The sequence below is a fragment of the Salinivibrio sp. YCSC6 genome (genome assembly GCF_004916735.1).
Taxonomy (GTDB): domain Bacteria; phylum Pseudomonadota; class Gammaproteobacteria; order Enterobacterales; family Vibrionaceae; genus Salinivibrio; species Salinivibrio proteolyticus.
In genome coordinates, this window is sequence record NZ_CP039516.1 from 1,102,634 (window position 1) to 1,126,897 (window position 24,264).

General features: G+C 48.5%; 22 protein-coding genes and 12 tRNA genes. 22 read left to right on the forward strand and 12 right to left on the reverse strand.

Annotated elements, in window-relative coordinates; translation table 11 throughout:
* Positions 1-24 precede the first annotated feature (24 nt).
* Positions 25-948 carry an HDOD domain-containing protein gene (locus E8E00_RS04975; RefSeq protein WP_096628950.1) on the reverse strand — a complete coding sequence of 308 codons (924 nt, stop codon included), beginning with the start codon at positions 946-948 and terminating at the stop codon, positions 25-27.
* A gap of 133 nt (positions 949-1,081) precedes the next feature.
* Positions 1,082-1,669 (reverse strand): LON peptidase substrate-binding domain-containing protein, encoded by a 588-nt coding sequence (locus tag E8E00_RS04980; RefSeq protein WP_069589113.1) that lies wholly within the window; start codon positions 1,667-1,669, stop codon positions 1,082-1,084.
* 282 nt (positions 1,670-1,951) lie between these two features.
* Between E8E00_RS04980 and E8E00_RS04985 the strand changes: the two genes are divergently transcribed.
* From E8E00_RS04985 to E8E00_RS17140, 6 genes are all read left to right on the forward strand, one after another.
* The gene (locus tag E8E00_RS04985; protein ID WP_077639921.1) at positions 1,952-2,539 is read left to right on the forward strand and encodes a TfoX/Sxy family DNA transformation protein; all 588 of its coding nucleotides are present in this window, start codon (positions 1,952-1,954) and stop codon (positions 2,537-2,539) included.
* A 219-nt stretch (positions 2,540-2,758) separates the two neighbouring features.
* Positions 2,759-2,832: transfer RNA gene (locus tag E8E00_RS04990), tRNA-Cys, on the forward strand.
* Positions 2,833-2,856: 24 nt separating this feature from the next.
* A tRNA-Met gene (locus E8E00_RS04995) sits at positions 2,857-2,933 on the forward strand.
* A 147-nt stretch (positions 2,934-3,080) separates the two neighbouring features.
* Positions 3,081-3,156 (forward strand) — tRNA-Gly (locus E8E00_RS05000).
* A gap of 38 nt (positions 3,157-3,194) precedes the next feature.
* Positions 3,195-3,281, forward strand: a tRNA-Leu gene (locus tag E8E00_RS05005).
* Positions 3,282-3,457: 176 nt separating this feature from the next.
* Positions 3,458-3,625, forward strand: coding sequence for a hypothetical protein (locus E8E00_RS17140; protein ID WP_167313777.1), 168 nt, complete (start codon positions 3,458-3,460; stop codon positions 3,623-3,625).
* 61 nt (positions 3,626-3,686) lie between these two features.
* Here the strand turns inward: E8E00_RS17140 and E8E00_RS05010 are convergent, their stop codons facing one another.
* The 7 genes from E8E00_RS05010 to E8E00_RS05040 form a co-directional block, all read right to left on the reverse strand.
* Entirely contained in the window at positions 3,687-4,316 is a 630-nt protein-coding gene (locus E8E00_RS05010; RefSeq protein ID WP_069589116.1) for a Fic family protein, read from the reverse strand.
* Between the two features lie 172 nt (positions 4,317-4,488).
* Complete coding sequence (locus E8E00_RS05015) at positions 4,489-4,710, reverse strand: FeoC-like transcriptional regulator (protein WP_069589117.1); 222 nt, start codon at positions 4,708-4,710, stop codon at positions 4,489-4,491.
* On the reverse strand, positions 4,661-6,988 hold the full coding sequence (gene feoB / locus E8E00_RS05020; protein ID WP_096628948.1) for a Fe(2+) transporter permease subunit FeoB: 2,328 nt from the start codon (positions 6,986-6,988) through the stop codon (positions 4,661-4,663). The genes E8E00_RS05015 and feoB overlap by 50 nt, the downstream gene beginning before the upstream one ends.
* Positions 6,985-7,215, reverse strand: coding sequence for a FeoA family protein (locus E8E00_RS05025; protein ID WP_077455986.1), 231 nt, complete (start codon positions 7,213-7,215; stop codon positions 6,985-6,987). Before E8E00_RS05025 ends, feoB begins: the two co-directional genes overlap by 4 nt.
* A 233-nt stretch (positions 7,216-7,448) precedes the next feature.
* Positions 7,449-9,839 carry a Lon protease family protein gene (locus E8E00_RS05030; RefSeq protein ID WP_096628946.1) on the reverse strand — a complete coding sequence of 797 codons (2,391 nt, stop codon included), beginning with the start codon at positions 9,837-9,839 and terminating at the stop codon, positions 7,449-7,451.
* A gap of 182 nt (positions 9,840-10,021) precedes the next feature.
* Positions 10,022-11,032, reverse strand: coding sequence for a low-specificity L-threonine aldolase (gene ltaE / locus E8E00_RS05035; protein ID WP_096628944.1), 1,011 nt, complete (start codon positions 11,030-11,032; stop codon positions 10,022-10,024).
* 232 nt (positions 11,033-11,264) lie between these two features.
* Positions 11,265-12,308, reverse strand: a complete 1,044-nt coding sequence (locus E8E00_RS05040) for a PotD/PotF family extracellular solute-binding protein (RefSeq protein ID WP_069589123.1) — start codon at positions 12,306-12,308, stop codon at positions 11,265-11,267.
* A gap of 296 nt (positions 12,309-12,604) precedes the next feature.
* Between E8E00_RS05040 and E8E00_RS05045 the strand changes: the two genes are divergently transcribed.
* The 3 genes from E8E00_RS05045 (at position 12,605) to E8E00_RS05055 (ending at position 15,298) form a co-directional block, all read left to right on the forward strand.
* On the forward strand, positions 12,605-13,885 hold the full coding sequence (locus tag E8E00_RS05045; protein ID WP_096628942.1) for an FAD-binding oxidoreductase: 1,281 nt from the start codon (positions 12,605-12,607) through the stop codon (positions 13,883-13,885).
* A 115-nt stretch (positions 13,886-14,000) separates the two neighbouring features.
* On the forward strand, positions 14,001-14,609 hold the full coding sequence (locus tag E8E00_RS05050) for a 2OG-Fe(II) oxygenase (RefSeq protein ID WP_096628940.1): 609 nt from the start codon (positions 14,001-14,003) through the stop codon (positions 14,607-14,609).
* A 116-nt stretch (positions 14,610-14,725) separates the two neighbouring features.
* Positions 14,726-15,298, forward strand: a complete 573-nt coding sequence (locus E8E00_RS05055; protein ID WP_096631427.1) for an alpha-ketoglutarate-dependent dioxygenase AlkB — start codon at positions 14,726-14,728, stop codon at positions 15,296-15,298.
* Between the two features lie 33 nt (positions 15,299-15,331).
* Here E8E00_RS05055 and E8E00_RS05060 read toward each other — a convergent pair whose 3' ends face one another.
* Positions 15,332-16,840 (reverse strand): M28 family metallopeptidase, encoded by a 1,509-nt coding sequence (locus tag E8E00_RS05060; protein ID WP_096628937.1) that lies wholly within the window; start codon positions 16,838-16,840, stop codon positions 15,332-15,334.
* Positions 16,841-17,238: 398 nt separating this feature from the next.
* Here E8E00_RS05060 and E8E00_RS05065 point away from each other — a divergent pair.
* From E8E00_RS05065 to E8E00_RS05095, 7 genes are all read left to right on the forward strand, one after another.
* A tRNA-Cys gene (locus E8E00_RS05065) sits at positions 17,239-17,312 on the forward strand.
* Between the two features lie 29 nt (positions 17,313-17,341).
* Positions 17,342-17,418: transfer RNA gene (locus E8E00_RS05070), tRNA-Met, on the forward strand.
* A 35-nt stretch (positions 17,419-17,453) separates the two neighbouring features.
* Positions 17,454-17,529, forward strand: a tRNA-Gly gene (locus tag E8E00_RS05075).
* Between the two features lie 37 nt (positions 17,530-17,566).
* Positions 17,567-17,643, forward strand: a tRNA-Met gene (locus tag E8E00_RS05080).
* Between the two features lie 146 nt (positions 17,644-17,789).
* Positions 17,790-17,865 (forward strand) — tRNA-Gly (locus E8E00_RS05085).
* A gap of 37 nt (positions 17,866-17,902) precedes the next feature.
* A tRNA-Met gene (locus E8E00_RS05090) sits at positions 17,903-17,979 on the forward strand.
* 144 nt (positions 17,980-18,123) lie between these two features.
* Positions 18,124-18,199, forward strand: a tRNA-Gly gene (locus tag E8E00_RS05095).
* A 17-nt stretch (positions 18,200-18,216) separates the two neighbouring features.
* Here the strand turns inward: E8E00_RS05095 and E8E00_RS05100 are convergent.
* Positions 18,217-19,176 carry a sensor domain-containing diguanylate cyclase gene (locus E8E00_RS05100; RefSeq protein WP_096628934.1) on the reverse strand — a complete coding sequence of 320 codons (960 nt, stop codon included), beginning with the start codon at positions 19,174-19,176 and terminating at the stop codon, positions 18,217-18,219.
* A gap of 211 nt (positions 19,177-19,387) precedes the next feature.
* Here E8E00_RS05100 and E8E00_RS05105 point away from each other — a divergent pair, with 211 nt between their 5' ends.
* A complete protein-coding gene (locus E8E00_RS05105) occupies positions 19,388-20,362 on the forward strand; it encodes an ABC transporter substrate-binding protein (protein ID WP_096628931.1) in 975 nt (324 codons plus the stop codon).
* Positions 20,363-20,687: 325 nt separating this feature from the next.
* Positions 20,688-21,665, forward strand: coding sequence for an arginine deiminase-related protein (locus E8E00_RS05110; protein ID WP_096628928.1), 978 nt, complete (start codon positions 20,688-20,690; stop codon positions 21,663-21,665).
* Between the two features lie 52 nt (positions 21,666-21,717).
* On the opposite strand, the gene E8E00_RS05115 is transcribed toward E8E00_RS05110, so the two are convergent.
* Positions 21,718-22,077 carry a HopJ type III effector protein gene (locus tag E8E00_RS05115; RefSeq protein WP_096628923.1) on the reverse strand — a complete coding sequence of 120 codons (360 nt, stop codon included), beginning with the start codon at positions 22,075-22,077 and terminating at the stop codon, positions 21,718-21,720.
* A 181-nt stretch (positions 22,078-22,258) separates the two neighbouring features.
* Between E8E00_RS05115 and E8E00_RS05120 the strand changes: the two genes are divergently transcribed.
* The 4 genes from E8E00_RS05120 (at position 22,259) to E8E00_RS05135 (ending at position 24,143) form a co-directional block, all read left to right on the forward strand.
* A tRNA-Ser gene (locus E8E00_RS05120) sits at positions 22,259-22,349 on the forward strand.
* A gap of 175 nt (positions 22,350-22,524) precedes the next feature.
* On the forward strand, positions 22,525-22,983 hold the full coding sequence (locus E8E00_RS05125) for a GNAT family N-acetyltransferase (RefSeq protein WP_096628918.1): 459 nt from the start codon (positions 22,525-22,527) through the stop codon (positions 22,981-22,983).
* Positions 22,984-23,105: 122 nt separating this feature from the next.
* The gene (locus E8E00_RS05130) at positions 23,106-23,378 is read left to right on the forward strand and encodes a hypothetical protein (RefSeq protein ID WP_096628915.1); all 273 of its coding nucleotides are present in this window, start codon (positions 23,106-23,108) and stop codon (positions 23,376-23,378) included.
* Positions 23,379-23,480: 102 nt separating this feature from the next.
* The gene (locus tag E8E00_RS05135; RefSeq protein WP_077639940.1) at positions 23,481-24,143 is read left to right on the forward strand and encodes an epoxyqueuosine reductase QueH; all 663 of its coding nucleotides are present in this window, start codon (positions 23,481-23,483) and stop codon (positions 24,141-24,143) included.
* Positions 24,144-24,264: the final 121 nt, after the last annotated feature.

The window sequence follows — 24,264 nt, forward strand, 5'->3', positions numbered from 1 at the left end:
CACAGCGTGATAGGTGCATTGATGCTAGATACTGCTCGCTTCGATGACAGCGTCAAGCTCACGGGTAAACTCCAACTCGTTCAAGTTAGACAGTTCATAAAGGGCTTCAGCCCCGGGCGCGGTGAGTTCAACGTCATGGTCGTCAATGGCATCATCATGGTTACGGAACATGAGCAAGTGATTTGCCATGCGTGCAATATCTAAATAGGTAATGTCTGGGCGAGCCTGTGTGTATAGCTTGGTATTAATTGCTACTTCAATGTAATCACGCTCAAAGTGCCAGTTTTGAAGGATGAGTCGACTGCAATCGCCCGATAAGTTGAAGAATACTTGTTCGGCGATATCAAACTTAAGGTAGTGGCCTTCATCGAGAAAACGTTGGAATTCGCCAATGATGCTGTACAAACCAATATCAGCGAGTAGGCCAATGATTAAGGCTTTTTCTGGCTCAACCGACAAGGGTTCATCACAATAGCTATGGATTTTCTGAGTCACCAACGCCATAGCAGCCGCAAACTCACGGGATTTTTGCGCGCTTCGCTTCAGAATGTGATTACACTGCGGACCAAATTTGGCTTGGCTTTTTAATTGATAAATGGCTGCGGCGGTCACGATCCCTAGCACACGGTCAACTCCTAATCGGGAAACCGCGGTTTGGATATCTTTGCATTTGCCGGTGGCCCGCGGTGCAAATAAAGCGGAGTTTGCCGCCTTGAGTACCGCACCGCAGAGGCTAGGATCATCGATCAATAAGTTGGCAATGTCGCGCATCGTGGTATGAGGCTGTTTGCTGGCGCGCTGGATTGACAGAACGACATCCGGTAAAGGAGGAAGGGCAAGGCGATTGACACGGATGGTTTCAACGGCGCGTTTGTAAAACTCAGTTTCTATGCCGCGTAAGTATTTATCGCGATCGGGGGAGACCCAAAAGAATGACAGATGGTCCATAAGTCCTGATTCTATTTTTTACCGTCTTGTATGGTAATGCGGACGCACAGGAAAGAGAACCGCGAACACGTGGATTACTCGTTTTTTCCGTTCCTTTGTTGATACTTTGAACAACTTGGAGTAGGTGCTAGCGTTACTCGTCGTTTTCGAGCGGGTAACGTAGCAATTTATCGATAAACTCCGCGACCTGATTTGGGCTAGGTTGTGACAGCAATAGCTGTTTTTGTTTGACTTCAATAGGCAGCAGCTCGAGCCAACGCAAACACACCCACCCAAGTTCGTCATATTGCGCGAGGTTAAAATGGTGATGTAACGCAGGGTTGGAACGATAGTATTGCGCAAGTTTGTTGCTTAAATATTCATATTCCTGTGGTGTATTTTGCTGTCGCCATTGGGGGAGTGGCGAATACGTGCCTAGCTTTACGTCATTGTCACCCAGTGTAATTGATTCGACTTTTACACATTCGATGCCTTGCAGTGTTAGCGCCATATGATGGGTATCGTGGCGATCAAAATCCGCGACGTGGCAGAGGGTCACGATGGGAGAAATCGCACTGGGTGTCTCGAGCTCGCACCCTTCTTCTTGCATCGCAATCAGAAGTTCAGGTGGGTTACCTGCTTGCGATAGCACACTTAGGTAAAAGGCTTCTGGCACAATATATGTGTGCAAGCCTCCGGGGAGTAAGTGACTGGTTTTAATTAAAACGGGCTTCGTTGACATCGTATCCTCGAGTAGAAAACATCCTTTCTTTAAATTTAGCGCACTTAGCTAACTTGGTTAAGTCTTCATCACTATTCCTGTCTGTTTAAAACGAAATACGAATGCTTGTTAAAATACCCTTGATAATCCCATGTCTTTTTAGGGGTCAAATTTCTGTACAGTGATCTAATGCATAGAATTTCATATTCACATCATGCACTATTTCGCGTGTCGAATTATTAGGCTTGGTGACCGCGTTTTTGGTCACCACTTTTTCGCTCAGGAGAGAAATAGGAGTTACCGATGAGTGTGGTATTTAAAGCCCATATTGTTAAGTACTTGAGCAACTTCGGTGCAATGGAACAACGCTCAATGTTTGGCGGAACAGGGTTTTTCTATGACGGCGCGATGTTTATGTTGCTGACAGATAAGCGACTGTATTTGCGAGGCGGTGGCGCGTTATCAGAAAGACTACTCGATAAAACCTGTCGTAAATTTGTTCATGTCAAAAAGAGTTCAACCGCGGTTGTTAATTATTACGAAATTACCAGCTTATACATCCAAGACGATCCCGAATTAGGTCAGCTTGTCAAAACATCGATTGATATTGCCGTGGCAGATAAAAAACGTAAAGAGAGCTTAGAGAGCCGACGACTTCGCGACCTGCCTAACCTGCGATTGACCATTGAGCGCATGTTGAAGAAATCGGGCGTTGAAGATGTGCGCACATTTAATCAGCTTACGCCCGAGGAGCTGTTTCGTCGTGTGCAGATGACTCATGGCAAAGATGTGGACGTCAGTCTGTTGTGGAAATTTGCCGGCGCGCAACAAGGTTGTCACTGGAAGCTGATTGAAAAAGAAGAGCGCGATCGTTTACTTGCCGCTGTTTAATACCCATTTTTCGCGTATACAGCCGACCGAATAGGTCGGCTTTTTTATGTTTAGGGTCTAGCAAAGTGAGGCGGGTGGCGCGAATATACTCAGATTGTGCGAAAAATGTGACGCTTGGATAAATAATCGACGGTTAAACCATAAAAGTGCAATTTATACGTGACAGGCGAAAAAACTTATGTAGAATTCAAACCACTTAGCCGAGAGGTGAAACGTAAAGGCGCGTTGGCAGAGTGGCTATGCAGCGGATTGCAAATCCGTGGACCTCGGTTCGACTCCGGGACGCGCCTCCATACACTTGGCTAAAACAATACGGACGCGGGATGGAGCAGTTTGGTAGCTCGTCGGGCTCATAACCCGAAGGTCGTCGGTTCAAATCCGGCTCCCGCAACCAATTTTAGGTTGTAGAAATAGTTTGTCCGGTTGAAGTTTATTCAACACGACCTACGGTCGTAGCAATTGCATTGCGCGAATTGCATTACGCGATAAATCCGGCTACCGCAACCAATGTTACAAAGCGTTATTAAACGCTTGTTAAAAAGCGACATTAGCTCAGCTGGTAGAGCGCAACCTTGCCAAGGTTGAGGTCACGAGTTCGAACCTCGTATGTCGCTCCAAATTACAACAGTGGCGTAAGCGGCTGAAAGAATTGTGTGCCCCGGTGGTGGAATTGGTAGACACAAGGGATTTAAAATCCCTCGGCGTTCGCGCTGTGCCGGTTCAAGTCCGGCCCGGGGCACCATTAAAAAAGAAAACGGCGACCAGATTGGTCGCCGTTTTTTCGTTTAACGGACGGCGAGTTTGCACGCTGTGTTAAAAGCCCTATCCCAGTCACAATATTGTCTAACTGATAAACATATCACCATTGAATTTAGATGCTTTTTTGCCTAAAATTTAACCATAACGAACGAGGGCAGTATGCACAGGCCAGTGATGCAAAAAAAAGCAAAACAAGTCACACAAAAAATGATTGATCGCGCGGTGGCAAGCTCGACGGCAATCGAAACGCAAGCAACCACGGAAGAAGTAGAAGCTAAATTAAAAGAAAACCGACAAAAGTACCAAGCGCTCGCATTGGCGGATTAGCCATTCACTGCAATAAGGATGGCGAGAAGCCAATGGTTATCGGCAATAGACGATGACCTTGTTAACCCTGTGGGGAGCTGGGTGGCAATACATCTTTTACCAAGCGTTCCATATGCTGGTAATCATGACCGACGCCTGCCTGAATAGCGGCAATATAAAAATCTTTGTTTTCCTCCCATAGCCGGTAATCTAGCAACCCTATCCCTGCCTTTTGACACATCACATCAATCAATAAGCGAGAAATGCGTCCATTTCCCTCTCTGAATGGATGGATAAGAATGAATTCAACATGGCTTTGCGCTAAAAATTGAATGAGCTCTGTGCGTGTCATCGTTGGTAAATTGGGATAATCCGTTAAGTAATCTCGTTCAAACTGAGTGAGACAAGGACCAATTTGTTTCGGTGAGGTGAAGCGAAATCCCGCCTTACTCAGTTCGACATTTCGTACCTGTCCGGCCCACAAATAGACGTTCCCGAGCCATTGCCGGTGCCAACTGGCCATAGTGTTAAAGCGCAGTGCGCGAGGAAAGTGTCCACCGGTAAAAACCCTTTCGTAGAGTTTAGACAAAAGCACTGCCTCAATATCTTCTATGTCGTGCAATTGCGTGATACCGAGTAAGTTACGCAAGACTTGCTCATTCGAGCCAGGTTGATATTGCGCCTCTGAGGCTTGCGTCTCATAACGTGTCATACCTGTCTTCCTTGCTTATCCACAACCATGAACGTTTGCCTTTATCCGCCCTGTTACGGTGGCACTGGCTGTTATGTCATAAGCTTTAAGTATAGTGGATAGACAATGGGCTTTACGCTGGATACAGGAGTAAAAAAAGCAGCGTCGAAACGCTGCTTGAAAAGGGAAGGGGTTAGACCATGCTGAGACAATGGATCTCATTGTGATGTGCCAAACGATAATGAATATCGGCCGGATCCTGACAGGGGCACTGACGAACGATGGTCCCCCGTTTTATCCACGTTTCCATCATGGCGTCCACGCCGTCTGGAGTCAGACCATACTCTTTGGCAAGCGCCTCGGCACTAATGACACCCGCCTGAGTGACACTGGCTTTGAGCTTTTGCAGGATCATAATAGGTCTCCTTAAACCAATGAGGATGCTTACCGATGTAGCGCATTGCGGCAACTACCGCGATGAGTAGCGCCGAAATACCGCCAATGTAGAGTGAAGCTGAAACCGGTGAAACACTGATCTGACTGAGTTGGAAACACAGGGTCGCACCGCTGACGGCCAGTAACATTGACCAACTGGCAATGAACATGGCGAAACGGCGACCAAACTCGCGAGTGTAAGCGCCCATCGCAGCCACACAGGGGGTATAGAGCAAAATAAACATCAAGTAGGCCAGCACGCTGGCGGTGGAGCTAAAGTGGTGATGCAGGTTATCGAATGTGGCGAGACTGACTTCTTGCTCTTCTGCTGCCAATTCGGGATTATCGATATCACCCACGCTCACTGCCAGTGGATCACTAAAATCAATATCAAACAAGTTGGCTGGAATGCTTTGTACCGCTTCTAGTAAGGCATCACCAATCGTGGTGGAGGCTTCCTCAACATCTGAGGGTGCGTAGAGGTTATTAAGCGTACCAACGACGGCTTCTTTGGCAAACAAACCGGTGACAAGGCCTACGGTTGCCGGCCAGTTATCTTCTTCAATACCAATTGGGGCGAGGGCAGGCGTCACGACTTGCGCGGCTTTAGACAGCACGGACGTATCGCTGTCTTCGTGTCCGAACGTGCCATCTGTGCCGAGCGAGTTGAAGAAGGTTAAAATGGTTACCACCAGTACAATGGTTTTACCGGCACCCAACACAAAACGGCGTAGCTTCTGCCAAGTATTGCTCATCACATGGCGTAATCGCGGCAATTCATAGTCTGGCAGCGTCATGAGCAAGCTTTCACTGTGGCCGGGGTAAAGCGTGTGACGCAAAATCAGGCCGGTGATGATCGCCACCACAATGCCCAGTAAATAAAGGCCAAAAACCAGGTTTTGCCCTTGTTGTGGGAAGAACGCGGCCGCAAATAAAGCGTACACCGGCAGCCGTGCACCACAGGACATAAAGGTAGCCATGGTAGCCGCGGTTTTGCGCTCATTGATTTGTTCTAAGGTACGGGTTGCCATCACTGCCGGCACCGTGCAGCCAAAGCCCAGAATTAAAGGGACGAAGGCCTTGCCCGGCAAGCCGATCTTTTGCATCAAACCATCGAGTAAGAATGCGGCGCGTGCCATATATCCCGTGCTTTCGAGAACAGTGAGGAACAGGTACAAACCCGCAATGACGGGAATAAAGGTCGCGACAGTTTGTATCCCGCCGCCGAGGCCATCTGCGATAATGGTGACGATGGCGGTCGGAAGTACCCCATCCAGTAGCTGGTGGGTGCCATCGACGAGAATTGCGCCAGCGGCAATATCAAAAAAGTCGATAAATGCGCCGCCGATATTAATCGCAAACACAAACATGGCGTATAGCACGGCAAGCAAAATAGGCAGTGATAAGAAGGGGTTAAGAATAACCTTATCAAGCTTTTCAGTATTATTGCGACTTAAGTGGCGATGCTCACGACGGGTGTCATGCACCAAATCGCGGATATAGCTGTAGCGTGCATCGGCAATCAGAATATCGGTATCATGCTCGGCAAGCGATTGGCAGGCTTGCGCAAAGATATGTTGCTGCGCCTCGTTACTGCCATCAGGTAGGCGACCACGTTCGAGACATTCCAATAGGTGCGCGCGTTGGTTCACTTGTGCGGTTGCGGTACGAATAAAGCTGGCGCCAAGATGGGCTTGTATCCAAGCTTCGATGTGCTCACCATAGTTCAGCCGCATGGCGTCGCACTGAGGGATATCGCTCACAATATGGGACAGTTGGTGGCGAAACGTCGCGACGCTGTCGGCTTGGCATGCGGTGACGGTAAGGACAGGACAGCCTAACCACTCTTGCAGTTTAGCGATATCCAGTTGTTGTCCGTTCCGATCGAGCAGATCCATTTTATTGATCAGCACCACCATAGGCACACCGCGCTCGCGCAACTGCAGCGTTAAGTACAGCCCGCGCTCTAGGCTGTTAGCATCCAGTACGTTGATGATGACGTCACTGTCACGGCTATCAATCGAAAAGGTAGCGATTTGCTCATCTAAACTCGCGTCAAAGCCAGCGTTTAGCGCGTATAGGCCGGGTAAGTCGGTGATTTCAGCTTCAGTATTATCGAGCGAGAGCTGGCCGACTTTTTTATCCACCGTCACGCCCGCCCAGTTGCCGACTTTTTGGCGAGAACCTGTCAATGCGTTAAACAAGGTGGTTTTACCACAGTTGGGATTACCGGCGAGAAGAATGCGTGTTTTACTCATGACATAGCCTCCACATCGATCAGCTTGGCGATTTCACGACGGACAATGAGTTGTTCGTTGTCGAGGCGTATTTGCAATGGGTCGCCCAAAGGTGCTCGCCGAACCAGCTCAACGGCGGTGCCCGGGATCAATCCCATGACGGCAAGGCGATGGCGGATAACAGCTGGCACATGATGGACACTGGTAATGCGTGCGGCTTGGCCGCGACCGAGAGTCGACAGTTTCATAGTGCGGGATCCAAATAAGAATGGTTTGCATTGGATATTACGCTTAAATTTCACGTGGTTTCTTGCTTAGGATCAAGCAATTTTTAGTGAGCATCTTGTCCTGAAAGTAAGACGATGAAAGAAATGGTGACAAAGAGGTAGGTATCTGAAGGGAAAAAGCAAAAATTATCCGCTAACTTTGTAAGAAAATATTTCACGCGCTGGCGGTCAAACGACTGCCAGCGAGTGATAGATTAGCGTGTGTGATGCGATGATGACTCTTTTTGTGCTCTACGCCGCTGATCATTTAAGTTGGCTTTGGCGGTTGCAAGGAGGTTGTCTGTGGTGATTGCATCTGGGCCAAACCCTGCGTTTTGTCCGGTAAGCAGCGAGAGTGCTTCAGCCACATGGGAGACCGCATAGATATGAAACTCGCCTTTCTCAACCGCATGGACCACATCCTTTCGCAGCATCAGGTTTTGGATATTAGCGGCGGGAATGATCACCCCTTGCTGCTCCGTGGGACCTTTAATGGTGCATACATCAAAGAAGCCCTCGATTTTTTCGTTCACGCCGCCAATCGGCTGCGCCTCGCCAAATTGGTTCATGGAGCCTGTAATCGCCAGATCTTGACGCAAGGGCACGCCCGTAATCGCCGAGAGAATCGCACAAAACTCCGCCATTGACGCACTGTCGCCATCGACGCCCCCGTAAGATTGCTCAAAAGTGATATGCGTTTTGAGTGGGATTTGCTCTGTTTTGCCGAGGAGGGTGGCGAGGTAGGCGGACAAGATCATCACCCCTTTAGAGTGGATTCGTCCACCGAGCTTAACGCTACGCTCAATATCAAGCACTTCGCCTTCACCATAAGCGGTCGTGGCCGTTATTCGGTTGGGGAGTCCGAAGCTAAAGTCGGATGTGCTCAACACCGATAGGCCATTGATTTGACCGAGCGCAGAGCCGGTGGTGTTGATTAAGGTGACGCCGTTTTCAAAGTTCTGCATCATGCTATCGCGCACGCGGCTTACCCGCATATTGCGGCTTGCCAAGGCTTTTTCAACATGCAGAGCACGAATACTATTGGCGTTGGCTTGCGTGGCCCAGTAGTTGGATTCGCGCAAAAGGTTAGCAATATCAGCGGAGTGCAGCGACAAGCGATTTTGATCTTCTGCCTGTCGGGCACTGTGCTCAATAATGCGCGCAATCGCACCGCGACTGCAGTGTAGCAAACCGCCATCGTGGATAATGCTGGAGATAAACTTCGCGTACTGTTGTTCTGTGCTGTCGTTACGTGGCATGTCGTCTTCGAAGTCCGCGGTCACCCGAAATAGCTCGCTGAACTCGGCATCATAGCGTTGTAGCAACTGATAGGTTTGGTAATCACCAAATAAGATGATTTTCACATCAAGTGGAATGGGGGCAGGGTCGAGCGACACAGTGCCACTGAGGGTGACTTCGCGTTCAAGGGCGCTCACGCTGAGCTGCCTTGCGCTTAGGGCGCGCTTGATGCCGTCCCAGACGTAAGGCTTTTCGAGTACCTTGATTGCATCCATCAAAAGCACGCCGCCATTGGCGCGGTGAAAACTGCCCGCACGGATCAGCGAAAAATCAGTAAACACCGTACCTTTAAAGGTGGCATTTTCAACATAACCAAATAGGTTGTGATAACTGGGGCTGTCTTCCACCACGACAGGTGCTTGATTGTCGTCTTGGCTCACCAACACATTAACTTGATAGCGGCGTGGCAGTTTTTTATCGAGCGCCGCGTAAGCAAGTGCCGCTTGATCCTCGCTGTCTTCGAGAAAGATATCCAGATGCTCTAGCATATCCGCTTGCATCGCCTCCAGAAATGCCAGCACGTCAGGAAGATCTGCAAACGCTTTGGTGACGGATTTCATCTGGGCGGCAATCACATCGCGCGCCACTTCTTCATCCAGCGCTTGCTGTTTTTCCGCATAGTCTTCTTCCCATTCGCCGAGTTGACGCACAATGCTGCGCAGTTCGGTTTCGAGTTTATCGATCACCTTGCCGAATGCCATTTGCTCTTCTTGAGAGAGCGCATCGAAGGTGTCTTCAGTGTGAGGCTCTTCGCCGTTCAGGGCAACAAACTGGTAATCGCCTTGCGGGGTGATCGTCAAACTAACATTGTTTTGTTCTGCACTATCGCTGAGTGCTTTTAACACGGTTTGTTGGCGCTCGGTGAGCTGGTTTTTGAGTGTTTCTGCACGCTGGTAATACATCTCGTTGTCGAACGCGAGCGGCAGCGCATTGGCGAGTTTCCCCATCAACTGCTCAACGTGCTTTTTGAGTTCATTTCCTCGCCCTGCAGGAAGCTTCAGGACTTCAGGCGCACGGGCTTCTTGGAAATTAGCGACGTAACACCAATCATGGATCGGTGTATCATTTTTCCAATGGTGGTTTAAATAGCGCATCACCATGGTGCGCTTGCCTAATCCGTTCTGACCAATGGCGTAAATGTTATAGCCCTTTTCCTTGATCGACATGGCAAACTCAACGGCATGTCGTGCTCGGTCTTGGCCAACAATCTCATCCAACGGCGCAAGATGCTTCGTTGAGGTGATATCACTGTGTTTAAAGCTAGATTCGCGATACAAACGTTCGCTGTTCACCACGGTAGTCGCCATAATCGATCCTATTTGACCTTTTATCGATTGATGCTTTCAGTGTAGCGAGTGTAAGTGACTGTTTTAGTGATGCTGGTGGAGAAAGTCGCGACAGGGTCACAGTTTAATACTGGGTGGTGAATAAATGAGCAGAAAAAAGGGCCATTGAAGGCCCTTTGAGTACGTTGTCAAAGTAGGACTGATTAGAGCGATTTTTTCATCGCGTTTATCAATGCGTCGATATCTTGGCGATTGACGTCTTTGTGGGTGACAAAGCGAGCCGGTGCGCCATTTAAACTCACTCGAAAGCCGTTATCCATCAGGCGCATATTGAGACGAACCCGATCGATGTTGTCGGCAATATCGACATACACAATGTTGGTTTGCACCTCATAATTGTGGGTAGAAAAGCCTTCAATCTCATTGATTTTATTGGCTAAGTAATGGGCATTAGCATGATCTTCAGCGAGACGTTCGACATTTTCTTCGAGTGCTTTTTGTCCGGCAACGGCGAGAATACCGGCTTGACGCATACCTCCGCCCAGCATTTTTCGTAGCCGTCTAGCTTTTTCAATGAAGGCTTTCGAGCCCAATAGCAAAGAGCCAACCGGTGCGCCTAATCCTTTTGACAAGCAAACAGTCATCGAATCGAAATGGCAGCTTATCGCGGTAATATCGACATCCAGTGCCACCGCCGCGTTGTAAACACGTGCGCCATCAAGGTGAAGGCTTAGCTGATGCTTGTTGCAAAACATGCGGGCTTCGGCCAAGTAGGAAAGGGGTAGAACACGGCCGCCGATGGTGTTTTCTAAACTGAGCAATTTGGTGCGTGCAAAATGAAAGTCATTAGGTTTAATGGCTGCGGCAAGCTTCTCAAATGGCAACGTACCGTCTGGGGCATTTTCAATGGGTTGAGGCTGAATAGAGCCTAATACGGCTGCACCACCGGCTTCATATTTGTAGTTATGCGCTTGCTGACCACACAGATATTCGTCACCGCGCTCACAGTGCGACATTAGCGCTAATAGGTTGGCTTGCGTTCCCGATGTGGTAAAGAGGGCGGCATCAAAGCCATGACGCTCTGCGGCCCAGCGCTCTAAGGCATTGACACTCGGGTCATCACCATAGACATCATCGCCGACGGGGGCATTGGCCATCGCGTCTCGCATGGCTTGGTCGGGTTTGGTGACGGTATCAGAGCGAAAATCAATCATGTATTACATCCTTGCTGAGTGAGGGTCGTCGAGCGTGTTGCCTAATAATACACACAACGCTTGTTGGTTGGCAGTCGAGACCGGCGATTATCTTTGAGGCCCAACGAAAAAGAATAGACAAATATACGCGCACGAAAAAGGCCATACCCGTGGGCATGGCCTGGTTAATTACTGGGGGAGCTTCCTAGACATTTGGTGAGAATACCAAAGAGGTGAGGCTCTCCGTCGATGATTAGCTTTTTAGCATCTGCCAGTATTTTTGGTAGATTTTCACCGCTTCACCTACATCGTCGGTGAATTCGCCACTGTTGACCGCATCATCAGTAGGGAAAATGGTGGTGTTTTCTTTCAGTTCGTCATCCAAGTACTCTGCCGCACGTGTATTCGGGGCCGGATAGCCAAACTCTTCGACCAGTTTGGCTTGATTTTCAGGACGATACATAAAGTCGATGAACTGATGAGCCAGCGTCTTGTTCTCCGCATTTTTAGGGATAATATAGTTATCCATCCAGAGAATCGCGCCTTCTTGCGGATAAACAAACTCGATGCCATCAATTTCTTGCTGTGCCATGTAGGCGTTGCCGTTCCATTGCTGACCAATAGTCACTTCACCGGTCACAAAAGGAACGTGAGGCGCATCTGAGTTATAGACCACAACGTTGTCACGCAATTGACGAAGATACTCGTACGCTTGCTTGATCTCGTCTTCGTCTTTGCTGTTAATACTGTGTCCTTGCGCTTTTAACGCCATGCCAAAGACATCACGCACATCGTTGAGAAGCATCACTTGTGCGTTGAAGTCATCACGCCATAGATCGGCCCACTTAGTGACTTTGTCCCCGTCGACATACTGATTGTTATAACTGATACCCGTCACACCGAATACATAGGGTAGGGAGTAGTCATTCGCTTTATCGAACGGCTGACCCAGTAGGCCGGGACGTAGCTCATCGAAGTGGCTGATCTTTGATTTATCAATTTTGGCCAGCATGTCTTCTTTAATCATGCGATCGATGAAATAGGTTGAAGCGAAAGCGAGGTCATAGCCTTTTCCATTCAGTAGCTTCAACTTGGCATACATGGCTTCATTACTCTCAAAGGTCGAGTAATTGACCGTCACCTTATATTCTTCTTCAAATGCATTGATCACATCCATGGGCATATACTCCGCCCAGTTGTAGATATTCAATACTTTATCGTCAGCGCTGACCCCAGTTGCAAATACAGCTGAAAGTGCGAGTGCGGTCGCGGTAATTCCGTGAGTGATTTTGTTCATTATCATGGTCCTTCAATGGCTTGCTGGCCGAGTACACGTCGGGGCGCATCATATTGCACCCAGCCCTTGTGTCAATGACTTTTTTTTAACCAAAGTACGTTTCGTGAAACGTTCCGCTAACGGTAGCATAACCCTTGCGTGACCCCCCAAATTATTGGGCAGTATCCGGTCATTTTTGGCTTGCGAGTCGCGCACGACAATGCGACTATCAGCGCGCTTTGTGTGCAAGCTTTACACTGACACCTTGAGCTTGTACCCCATTTATTGAATCACCTAAATGAGTAACCATTGAGAGCATGGTCAAAACGTACCGCCCTGACACCAATTACTATGTTGCGACGCAAAATCAGTCGTTATCTTTTCCGCCTTTAACCGGTAGTCACCAAGCCGATGTTTGTATCATTGGCGCCGGATTAACCGGATTAAACGCCGCGATTGAATTACGCCAACGCGGCTATCAAGTGATTGTATTGGATGCTAAGACGATTGCGTGGGGTGGTTCTGGGCGTAATGGCGGCCAATGCTTAGTGGGATATTGTCTCGGGCTCAGAGAGGTACATGAAACCTATGGCGTGCAGTGGGGTAAGCAACTTTGGGACCTGTCCGTTGAAGCGGTTGATATCGTTCGTGAAAGGATTCATGCCCATCAGATAGCCTGTGACTTCCAACCGGGATACATTGAGCTGGCGTTAAACAAAGCACAACAAGCCGAGTTACAAAGTTGGCACGCCTTAAAGCAAGGTGACTATCAGTATCCGATGGCGCAATGGTGGGATCAGGCTAAGGTGGCAGAAGTGGCGAATACGGAGCGCTATTTAGGGGGGTTATACGACCCGAATAGTGCGCATATTCACACCCTCAATTACACACTCGGGTTGGCGAAAGCTGCGCAGGATTTAGGGGTGCAAATCTTCGAGCACAGTCCGGCGCAGTCGATAAAGAAGGGGCCGACTCACTGCGTTCGTACGCCTCAAGGTGACGTGAATGCTCCCCGCATATTGCTGGCATGTAATGCTTATCTCGATGGCCTAGAACGCAAGGCGCAAGCGAAAGTCCTCCCTGTTGCTTCCTTTATTGCGGTGACCGAGCCATTAGGCGATCGCATGCCCATTACTAATCGCATGGCCATGTCTGATCTCAACAACTGTCTTGATTACTACCGTCCCACCGCAGACGGACGTCTCTTATTTGGTGGCGTGAACCACCCGTTTAATCGTGAGTATAAAGACTCCGCTCAACGTCTACACCAACGGATGACAAAGGTTTTTCCTCAATTAGGCGATGTGAAGATGGACTACCATTGGGGCGGGTTGTTTGCCGTGACGCGCAGTTACATGCCACACATTGATCACCTTGGCCAAGATATTTATACCGCACATGGATACACAGGTCATGGGGTGGGACTGACGAATATTGCAGGACGCGTGATAGCCGAAGCGATGGACGGACAAGCCAGTCGCTTTGATGTGTTTGCACGTTTGAAGCATGGTTGGATCCCGACCCCGAAAATGCTGCGTAGCCCTGCATTGGCTCTCGCGATTTGGAAAGCGAAGCTTGCCGATCTGCTCGGTGGGTAACCACGACGTACAAACCGTTAACGATTAAAAATACTTGTCGTCACGATAAAGTTCTCGTGTTGCTCCCCGCTAGGAAGACAGTAAGGTAGCCCTTCAAATAGCGGGGGGTAAGTGCTTGAACACTCTTAGCATCATTGATGATTTAGCGACACACGGACTAAGCGTGTGCGAACAATTCTTAACAGCACAAGAAGTGGCTGATTTACACGCATGTTTGCCAGAGCAGTGGACGCAAGCCAGTATTGGGCGCGAGCAGAAGCAACATACTAATACTCAAATCCGCACCGATAAGATCCATTGGTTAGAGCGCGGCCATGCCCCAGCCATTGATGCGTTACTCGATAAGATGTCTGAACTGCAGCTTGCGCTTAATCGTCACCTCTTTCTTGGTCTTTTTGAATATGAAGCGCATTTCGCCAAGTATAATCCCGGTGATTTTTATGCTAAACACGTGGACGCATTCAAAGGCCGCTCAAACCGAAAAGTCACTACAGTGCTCTATTTGAACCATGACTGGTGTGAAGAAGACGGGGGCGAAATCGTTATTTACCATGCTGATGGGAGCCACCTGAAAACATTATGGCCCCAGGCCGGTCGCCTTGTGACCTTCTTATCGGAAGAGTTTCCTCACGAGGTATTACCCGCGAAACGACAACGATTTAGCATTGCGGGCTGGTACCGTATTAACGGCATGAGTGGCCATCGGGTTGATCCAATTCGCTGACAAACTACATACTGACAGCTACGAGTGATAACCAGTAAGCGGTCAGTATGAGGGGTTCTCCGCAACAGCAAAGCTTTTTTAACCATGCCGAGTTCGACGCTCAGCAAGCCGTTGCTATGCCACAAGCGACTGTCCATTGGCAGCCAGATTGGTTGCCATTGGCCGATGCCGATAACCTAATGGCGGCATTGCATCAGCACACACCTTGGCAACAATTACCCATTTCGATGTTTGGTCGTACCGTGATGCAGCCGCGTTTATTAGCTTGGTACGGCGATCATGCATACACCTACAGTGGACTCACATTATCTCCCCGCTCTTGGACACCTGAGCTATTGGGTTTGAAAGCCCGTGTTGAAGCTGCCACGCATGCTCGTTTCAATACTGTATTACTCAATCTCTACCGAGATGGCAGTGATTACATGGGATGGCACAAGGATGATGAAGCCGAATTAGGGGAGCAGCCGACGATAGCATCGGTGAGTTTGGGCGCAAGTCGACGGTTTTTATTCCGTCATACCCAAAGTAAAGAAAAACGCGAGTTTTTGTTGAGTCATGGCGCGTTATTGGTCATGGCAGGGCAAACACAAACGTATTGGCAACATGCGCTACCCAAAACACAAAAAACCGTGGGCGCTCGGATTAATTTAACCTTCCGGTGGATAACGCCATCTTCAGCAAGAGAATAGAACCACTGCCGCTCAGCGGCAGTGGTTATGGGGCTACTCGACAATCAGACTGACGTTGTCATAGGTACGGTACCCTCGTAGCATGACCGCATAGTTACCGGGCGTTGCATTGTCGAATCGGCAAACCTCATCATTGCCGCTGCGATAAGGGCGGCAATCCCAGTTCCCGGTACTGACATCGCCATTGGCTTTGACATACAAGTCCACGTCACCTGAGCCGCCATAGGTTCGGATCACCAGCTCACCGGATTGATCTAACCGGTAGTTGAAGTACTTTTCATTCCCACGAGCGCCAGAGAGTCCGTTGATGGGCTCACCGAGTTTCAGCTCGTTACCCGGGTTGGGCGAGCTGTCGGCGTTCGCGAGCTCCACCGTATAGGCCAAACCGAGTTTAGTGAACTTCGCGGCGTGAGCTCCTTCGCTATCGCTGTTTGCCAAGGTGTCTTGCGGCGTATGAATGTTAGGGTTGTAGTCATTAAATTTGGCTTCAAACGGCATGGCAGCTGGATAGCCGACTTGGTGCCACGAAGCATGATCGGAACAGGCATAGCCACAAGTATCGAATCCGTAATTTAAGGTAGGCAAGTATTCGTCAAGCAACTGCGTGAGATACTGAGTGAGCTGATTGTCGGTATAGTCGGTGATAAAGACAATGTCTTCAGCAGACCCTTGATAGTTTGTCATGTCCAGTTGTAAGACACCGCGAACATCTTTACCCGCTTGCTTAAATTGGTTGGCAACGTCTTGCGAACCACGCAATCCAACTTCTTCTGCTGCGTAGGCAACAAATGCGATGCTCCGCTTGGGCTGGAAGTTGTTTTGAGCAAGTACGCGGATCACTTCTGTGACAGCAGCAATCCCCGAGGCATCATCATCGGCTCCAGGCGCAATACTTTGCTCATTGGTGCGTGAGCCAATCGTCGAGTCGAGATGCCCGCCGACGACGACCCATTCGTCGGGTGATTCTGAGCCCTCTATGGTTAACATCACCGACGCTTGATTATACCCACTGTGTGAAATTTGCGTGACGGACGCACCGGCTAACCCTGCACTGAGCGATTGCCAACGCTGTTTTATCCAATCGGAAGCCTGGGCCCCTGATGTTGTGGTGTAGAAACGGTTGGGGAAATCGGTAAGGCGATCAATGGTATTAACAATGAGTGCGCTATCAATTTGGCTAATCCAAGGAGTCACTAACGCTTGCTGGCTAATTGCTGGAGCGATAAAGCTTGCGCGCGAAAGTGGCATGTTACTCGCTGCCATCGCACTTTGGGCCGATGAATGCACGATATAACCACCGCAGCGGTGATGGTTTTCGTGCATTTCGTGGGAGAGGGCGGCTAACTCAGATTCACTGACTTCACCAATCCATGCTTGACCATTATGAGCAACTGACTGTGCTAATAAAGGCTGTGCCCCAGAAGACAAAGCAGTTTGTTGTGCATCTGCACCGATCGAGATCCAGACTTTTTTATCTTCAGCCTGCGCGAGGGTGCAGCTTGTTGCAAGGACAACGGCCAGAGCCGTGCGTTTATAATGCATAGTTCCTCCTTGAGTGAATAAGGGTCGCTAAACTCCATGCGACCTTTTGACTGTAGAGCAAAAACACAACTTGTTGATAAATTTATAAAACCATTAGTGGATGGTTTGGTTGTCACAAAATTGTTAATAGCGATAGTTTTGTTTTTAACAGAGGAGGAGATAGGAAGGTAAGTTTGTGCACGTAGACCTAATCATCCCCAGTGTGGCACAAAGGAAAACGCGGATTGGGTTGATAATAATAAAGATAAAATGCTGAAAACTGCATCAAATCGCGCGAAGTTTGGCTTTTTCGTTTACAAAGCAGGCAGTTGAAACTTTTATTAAATAATAAGTGTTGACTCGATCACGTTAATCCGTAGAATGCCTCCCCGTACCGCAGCGGCGGAAACAAAAAGAAAGGCGCGTTGGCAGAGTGGCTATGCAGCGGATTGCAAATCCGTGGACCTCGGTTCGACTCCGGGACGCGCCTCCATGTTTCCACTAGGCGGATTGAAAATCGGACGCGGGATGGAGCAGTTTGGTAGCTCGTCGGGCTCATAACCCGAAGGTCGTTGGTTCAAATCCAGCTCCCGCAACCAAATTTTACAAAGCGTTATAAAACGCTTGCGACAAAGCGACATTAGCTCAGCTGGTAGAGCGCAACCTTGCCAAGGTTGAGGTCACGAGTTCGAACCTCGTATGTCGCTCCAAGTTTTGCCCACATCAAGCAGTGATTGATGTTACGGACGCGGGATGGAGCAGTCTGGTAGCTCGTCGGGCTCATAACCCGAAGGTCGTCGGTTCAAATCCGGCTCCCGCAACCAAATTTTAGGTATGTGAAGTCATAAACGTAGGCAAGTTTATTAATAAGACCTACGGTCGTCGCAATTGCATTGCGCGAATTGCATTCCGCGATAAATCGGCTCCCGCAACCAAATTTTATAAAGCGTTATAAAACGCTTGCGACAAAGCGACATTAGCTCAGCTGGTAGAGCGCAACCTTGCCAAGGTTGAGGTCACGAGTTCGAACCTCGTATGTCGCTCCAAGTTTTGCCCACATCAAGCAATGATTGATGTTACGGACGCGGGATGGAGCAGTCTGGTAGCTCGTCGGGCTCATAACCCGAAGGTCGTCGGTTCAAATCCGGCTCCCGCAACCAAATTTTAGGTATGTGAAGCCATAAACGTAGGCAAGGTTATCGATAAGACCTGCGGTCGTCGCAATTGCATTGCGCGAATTGCATTACGCGATAAATCGGCTCCCGCAACCAAGTTTCTAGAGCGTTATAAACGCTTGTCACAAAGCGACATTAGCTCAGCTGGTAGAGCGCAACCTTGCCAAGGTTGAGGTCACGAGTTCGAACCTCGTATGTCGCTCCAATTTCCTTCCTTAGCACTTATCTTTCTCTTGGTAATGGGTAATGTCTTACTTCATTGCTAGCATCGAGCAACATAGTATCCAACGTGACCGTATGGTCAACGGCACTGAAGTGCGCAAGTCCCGCGGTATAACTAAATGGGTAGCGATACGAAGAAAGCTGTCGTGAGAGCCTGCTATATAGTTGTTCTAGCTGATTATCAACGGCATCTGCATCTTGTTGTATCAATAACGCAGCAAACTCACACCCCTCTATACGTCCTATCCAGCCCACATCATCAAACACATCATTCAAACAACGCGCAAAGGTTTTGAGAATCTGATCGCCGGCGAGCTTACCATAGTCATGATTAAGTTGGTGGAGTTGGCGAACGTCGAAGTGCAATAGGGTGTAGCGATCCTCGATCACCAAGTCGTCATTGAGGTATTCGCTAATTTCTCGCTTAAAACCGCGTCGGTTTAACAGGCCGGTTAGGGGGTCCAGTACATTCTGTTGGGTCATGGTCAACTCGTGCTCGACAATGTGCGCAAGATCTGCCAATGCGCGCTGACAGGAGCCATCGAGCTCACGAGGCTGTCTATCTATTACGCAAAGCGTACCGAGAATGTGCTCGTTATCCAGACTAAATGGGAAGCCGGCGTAAAAGCGAATAAAGGGAGGGCCTGTGACTAAGGGGTTGTCGGCAAAGCGCTCATCAAGATATGTGTCACTAACCACAAGCGGCTCTAGCTGGTGGATTGCGTGTCCACAAATGGACTCTGAACGTCCTGTCTGATTCACCGCCAGTCCACGCTTTGCTTTGAACCACTGACGATGCTCGTCTACTAAGCTGATTGCCACAATGGGGCACGCTGAGATATAGGCAGCAACGCGAACAATGCGCTCAAACCTGTCTTCACGACCGGTGTCTAAAATGCCTAAATCATGAAGTAAATGAAGCCGTTGCACTTCGTTGTTCGTTGGCTGCGCCGGTGTCATTTTATGCCCTCCATGCCTGTCTATTCAGTATAGACCCTCAGTTCAATGGCTATACAAAAAGCGCAATCGCTGTTTGTCGGATACCGACGGTCCACTTCATAGGTGACTGATAACTTAATTACACTCAATTACCGTCAGTTTTTTTAATGTCACCGAGAGGTGTCATCGTTATTTGGCTACATTGTTAATAAGATAGATAAGAGGCTATTTAATGAGAGCATTGATTTTAGGCATAATTTTCGCCTTTGGGATGCTGAGTCAAGCCGTCGCTCAGGATCACAAATTATTGATTATTGATAGCTATCACAAAACGTTCTCGTGGACCGAGAGTTATACCCTTGGCTTGAACAAGGTGCTCGATAAAAGTATCCATGTATCGCGTTTTGAAATGAACGCCAAAAAGCTACCTGTATCAGCGCATCAACGCAAAGCTGACGAAGCATTTGCCTTTTATAAAAAGGTAAAGCCTGATGTGGTGTTGCTTTGTGATGACATTGCACTGAATCACATGCTGCCCAGGCTACAGCATGAAAATATTGATGTTGTTTTTCTTGGCGTAAATGGCGATCCCCAGCCGTTGATTGAGAGACTAAATGGTCCTGTTCGTGTGACCGGGGTTCTAGAGCGGCCTCATTTTTATCGCTCACTGTCTGATGTGATTCAGCTTTATAACCAACCAATTAAAAACATTAAAATTCTCTTCGATGATGGCCCCACTGCAAAAATCAATACCGCTTATTTGCAAAGCCAGGCCAACCTTTTTTCCAAGTTAAATCAAACGATCACGAGAATTGAAAGGTTTACAACATTTCCTGATTGGAAGAAAGCGGTCCTGGAGGATGACTATGATGTGCTTTTTGTGGGCAGTTACCAAACATTACGCGATGGAATGGGAAAGAATATCGACGCAAACCAAGTGATTACTTGGACGAATCAAAACACGAAGCACCCTGTTTTTGCTTTTTGGAAAGTGGCGGTTGGTGAGGGTATGGCGGCTGGTGGATATGTGTTAGATGGCGAAAAGCATGGCATTCACGCTGCGGTCTACATCCATAAAGTGTTTGCTGGAATGCCTGCTGATCATATCCCTATCTCTGTCGGGCACCAAGGCACCGGCATATACAGCAAAGCGGAGTTTGCTCAGTTGGGGCTAACCCCTCCTCGAGAGTGGGTGCCGATTCGTTGACGCTACCTTATAGTTACTTTGACGGTGCACTAACGTTGGGAGAATACTGATTCAGTTCGGAAACCACACAATTACGTCCCTTTCGCTTGGCCTCGTAAAGTCTAAAATCAGCGATAGAGAGCATTTCGCTGCTTGTCGCGGGACTTTAGGTTTCGGGCGATCCGGCCGCATCAAAAAACTCCGTTTGTAAAAGAGTTGTTTCAATGATATTTTCCTGCGGTTATCAAATTTATCAAGCATTCTGGCCAGTGTGCACTGACAAGTGATCGTGTACGCGACAGGCCATCTATACTCTTTTAATCATGTTGTTTTGGAAGGTTTGCTTATGGCGTTTTTAGCGAGCTGTGATACCCAATATCCGCTTACACATCCACACGCAGCGTCTGCGGTGGTCATGGTGCCACCTGTGCACTTTAAATTTAATGCACAAACCAGTGAAGATAATGGTTTCCAGCATGCGCTGGCTTTGCCTGATGAGGAAGTGAAAACGCGCGCCATGGCAGAGTTTAATAATATGGTGATGACGCTACGTCGCCATGGTATTGATGTCGTGGTGATGGAGTATCCAGACTCCGACCCAGCCACGCCTGATGCCGTGTTTCCTAACAACTGGTTTAGTACATTGCCTAGCGGTGAGCTGTATCTGTATCCAATGGCATGTCCTAACCGCCAACTTGAGGTGAAGCCTGAGCGTTTGATGGCGGCCCTTGATAAAGCGGGTTACGCCGTTAACCATGTGCACAAAGTAAAGTGTCATGATAAAGACGAAGCGTTTCTAGAAAGCACGGGTGCGATGGTGATTGATCACCTAAACCAGCGTGTTTATGCCGCGCTTTCTCACCGCTGTGACAGCATTTTGTTGACCGAATGGGCTGCCAAAGTGGGAATGCGTCAAGTTGTCAGCTTTAACACGGAAATGAGCGATGGCAATCCGGTATATCACACCAATGTCATGATGGCGGTAGGTGAAGCGTTTGCTGTGGTGTGTGACGAGGTCATCGAGCCTGCTCAACGCGATCTCGTGTGTAATACGCTCTCCGAAGACAAAACCCTCGTTTCAATCAGCGAAGCACAGATGAATCGATTGTGTGGCAATATTTTGCAGCTACGTAACCGTCATGGTGAGTCGTTAATTGTGATGTCTCTGTCTGCGTATAGTGCGTTTACTGAAGATCAAAAGCGTACCTTACGTCAATTTGGCAAGTTGGTGCCGATTGATGTAAACACCATTGAAACCGTCGGCGGAGGGAGTGTGCGTTGTATGATGGGTGAAATCTTCCTGCCTCGACACCAAACTGTGTAGATTGTCGCGAAGCGTGTAAAAACGGCGATCACTTGATCGCCGTTTTTATGAGTTATGAATGCACACCTGCTTTCGCTTTAAGTGGCATCTTGTCGAAGTCGACACCTTTCCAACCGGTGACCATAAAATTACGGATGTTTTGGTGGTCGTTGCCTGATGGGTTGCTGAGTACATCTTCACGATAATACCCGCCAAAACACGCAAGGGTTTGCTCTTCGGTTAACTCGTGCAGTTGGCAAAATGCCAATACTTTACACGAACCGGTATTTTGGCCCGCTTTATTGGCGAGATTGCCATTAGTAAAGCGCGTCGGGGCGTAATCGTAATGTGTATCGATCACGGCCAAGGTCTCATCAAACGTCACCATCTCGGGTGTCTTTGTGATTTTGACGAGAAAACTATCTATGGTCATGTCTGTTCCTGAGTTATTAAAACGCGGCTGCTTCAAGAAGAATAGATACGTTGTACCAACTTGCTCCTCCGATGTGAAGTCACCGCGTGCGAATAATGGATAAATATCCATCACTTAAACAAAAAAGAGTGTTGCAGTACTTTACATTGCGTAAGGCCATCATTAGTATACAACTCTGTTCGGAGGGATGGCTGAGCGGTTGAAAGCACCGGTCTTGAAAACCGGCAAGGGTTAATAGCCCTTCCAGGGTTCGAATCCCTGTCCCTCCGCCACATATCGAAAAGCCGCTGAGTAATCAGCGGCTTTTTTGATCGCATAAAGACAGATCTCAGCAACATATTCCACACCATGTTCTGATCCTGCCGCTTCTGTTTGATATTGTAATCTGACTCTGGCGGCTCTTGACGTTGATCGCCTCCTAACGTTGCCCAATACTGGAGTGTGATAATGATCAATTACTTACCACTCGATGCCATCACACCAAACGACTTTATCCCCATACTCAATAAACCAAGCACTCGGCAGCATCTTATCGAACATGCCCCTTTTGATGCACAGAGCATCAAAGCATGGGTGAGAGAGAAGCGACATATTGATGCTCAAGACGGGTGTTTGGTTAGGGCGGTGAGTGTCAACAACTGTCTCGTAGGATGGTGTGGTATTCAGCGTGCGGAAATGGGGGTTGAATTGGCGATCGTGTTGGATGACACGCACTGGGGACTTGGGCGGCACGTGTTTAAGTTTCTACTCTTGCGCGCTGAACAGCTTGGTCATCAGGTTATTTATCTTCATTTACTGCACACTCGTCGGGATTCTAGGTTTTTAACGCAATGTGCTCGACGAGTATTTAAAACACACATGCTGGGTGAATGCTTTACCACTTACGAGATAAAAGTAGGGGACTAGCGGCGTGTGACGCGAGTGTATGGTTGACCCCTATATCAAAGAGTCAGTATTTCACTGGCAACGATTTCCCCCTTGTTCTTTACTTTGTTTTCTGCAGATTTCGAATACAAAGAGGAACGTCCATGAAAACATTACTCTGTCTTTTAGGTTTCTTCTTTAGCTTTGGTGTGTTGGCCGATGCGCAACCCAGCGTTGTAAACGGACAAGTAACGGACATCGCAGAAGACCACATGATGGTATCCACCAGTGATGGTCTTTATAAAGTTGTGGCTGACCCTGACATGCTTGATGAGCTTGAATCTGGCATGAACGTTGAGGTCACTGGTGAGCATCACATGCAGGCCAGTGAGGTGCGTATAGATCATAAAAACCGCAAAAACCCATTGGGGAAATAACCTTGCCTGAAAAGTTGGGCGATGGCGTGCTAGAATTCATCTTAATGCGCAAATATATGAATATTCGCGTTTTTGTTTGAGCATTATGAACACGGAACTGTCATGTCTGAATTTACACGTACGCCGTTGCCTTTGCCGCCTGACTTTGATCGCGACAACGACCAGTTACTGCTTCACTCTTGTTGTGCCCCTTGTTCGGGCGAGGTGATGGAAGCCATTGAAGCGAGTGGGATCCGTTACAGCATCTTTTTTTATAATCCCAACATACATCCTGCTAAAGAATACGAAATTCGCAAGCAGGAGAATATTCGCTTTGCAGAAGACCATGACGTGCCGTTTATCGATATGGATTACGACACCGATAACTGGTACGCCAGAGCAAAGGGGATGGAGTTTGAACCCGAGCGCGGAATACGATGTACCATGTGCTTTGATATGCGATTCGAGCGTACAGCGCTATATGCCGCCGAACATGGTTTCCGGTTTATCAGTAGTTCACTGGGTATCTCGCGCTGGAAGAACATGCAGCAAATTAATGATTGTGGCCATCGCGCAGCCGCTCCCTATCCAGATGTCCAATACTGGGATTACAACTGGCGCAAGCAAGGCGGTAGCCAGCGCATGATAGAAATCAGCAAGCGCGAGCGTTTTTACCAGCAGGAATACTGTGGGTGTATTTATTCGCTACGGGATACAAATAAACACCGCCTAGCGCAAGGACGGGAGCGAATTAAGCTCGGCGTGCAATACTACGGCGACGATTAAAATTAAACTGCTGACAATAGCGAAAGGTGCCGTTTGGGCGCTTTTCACCATTGATGAAGAACACCCACCGCATTGCAATGTGTGCGCAAACTAACAGCTTGGTGATGCTTTTCCTTACAGG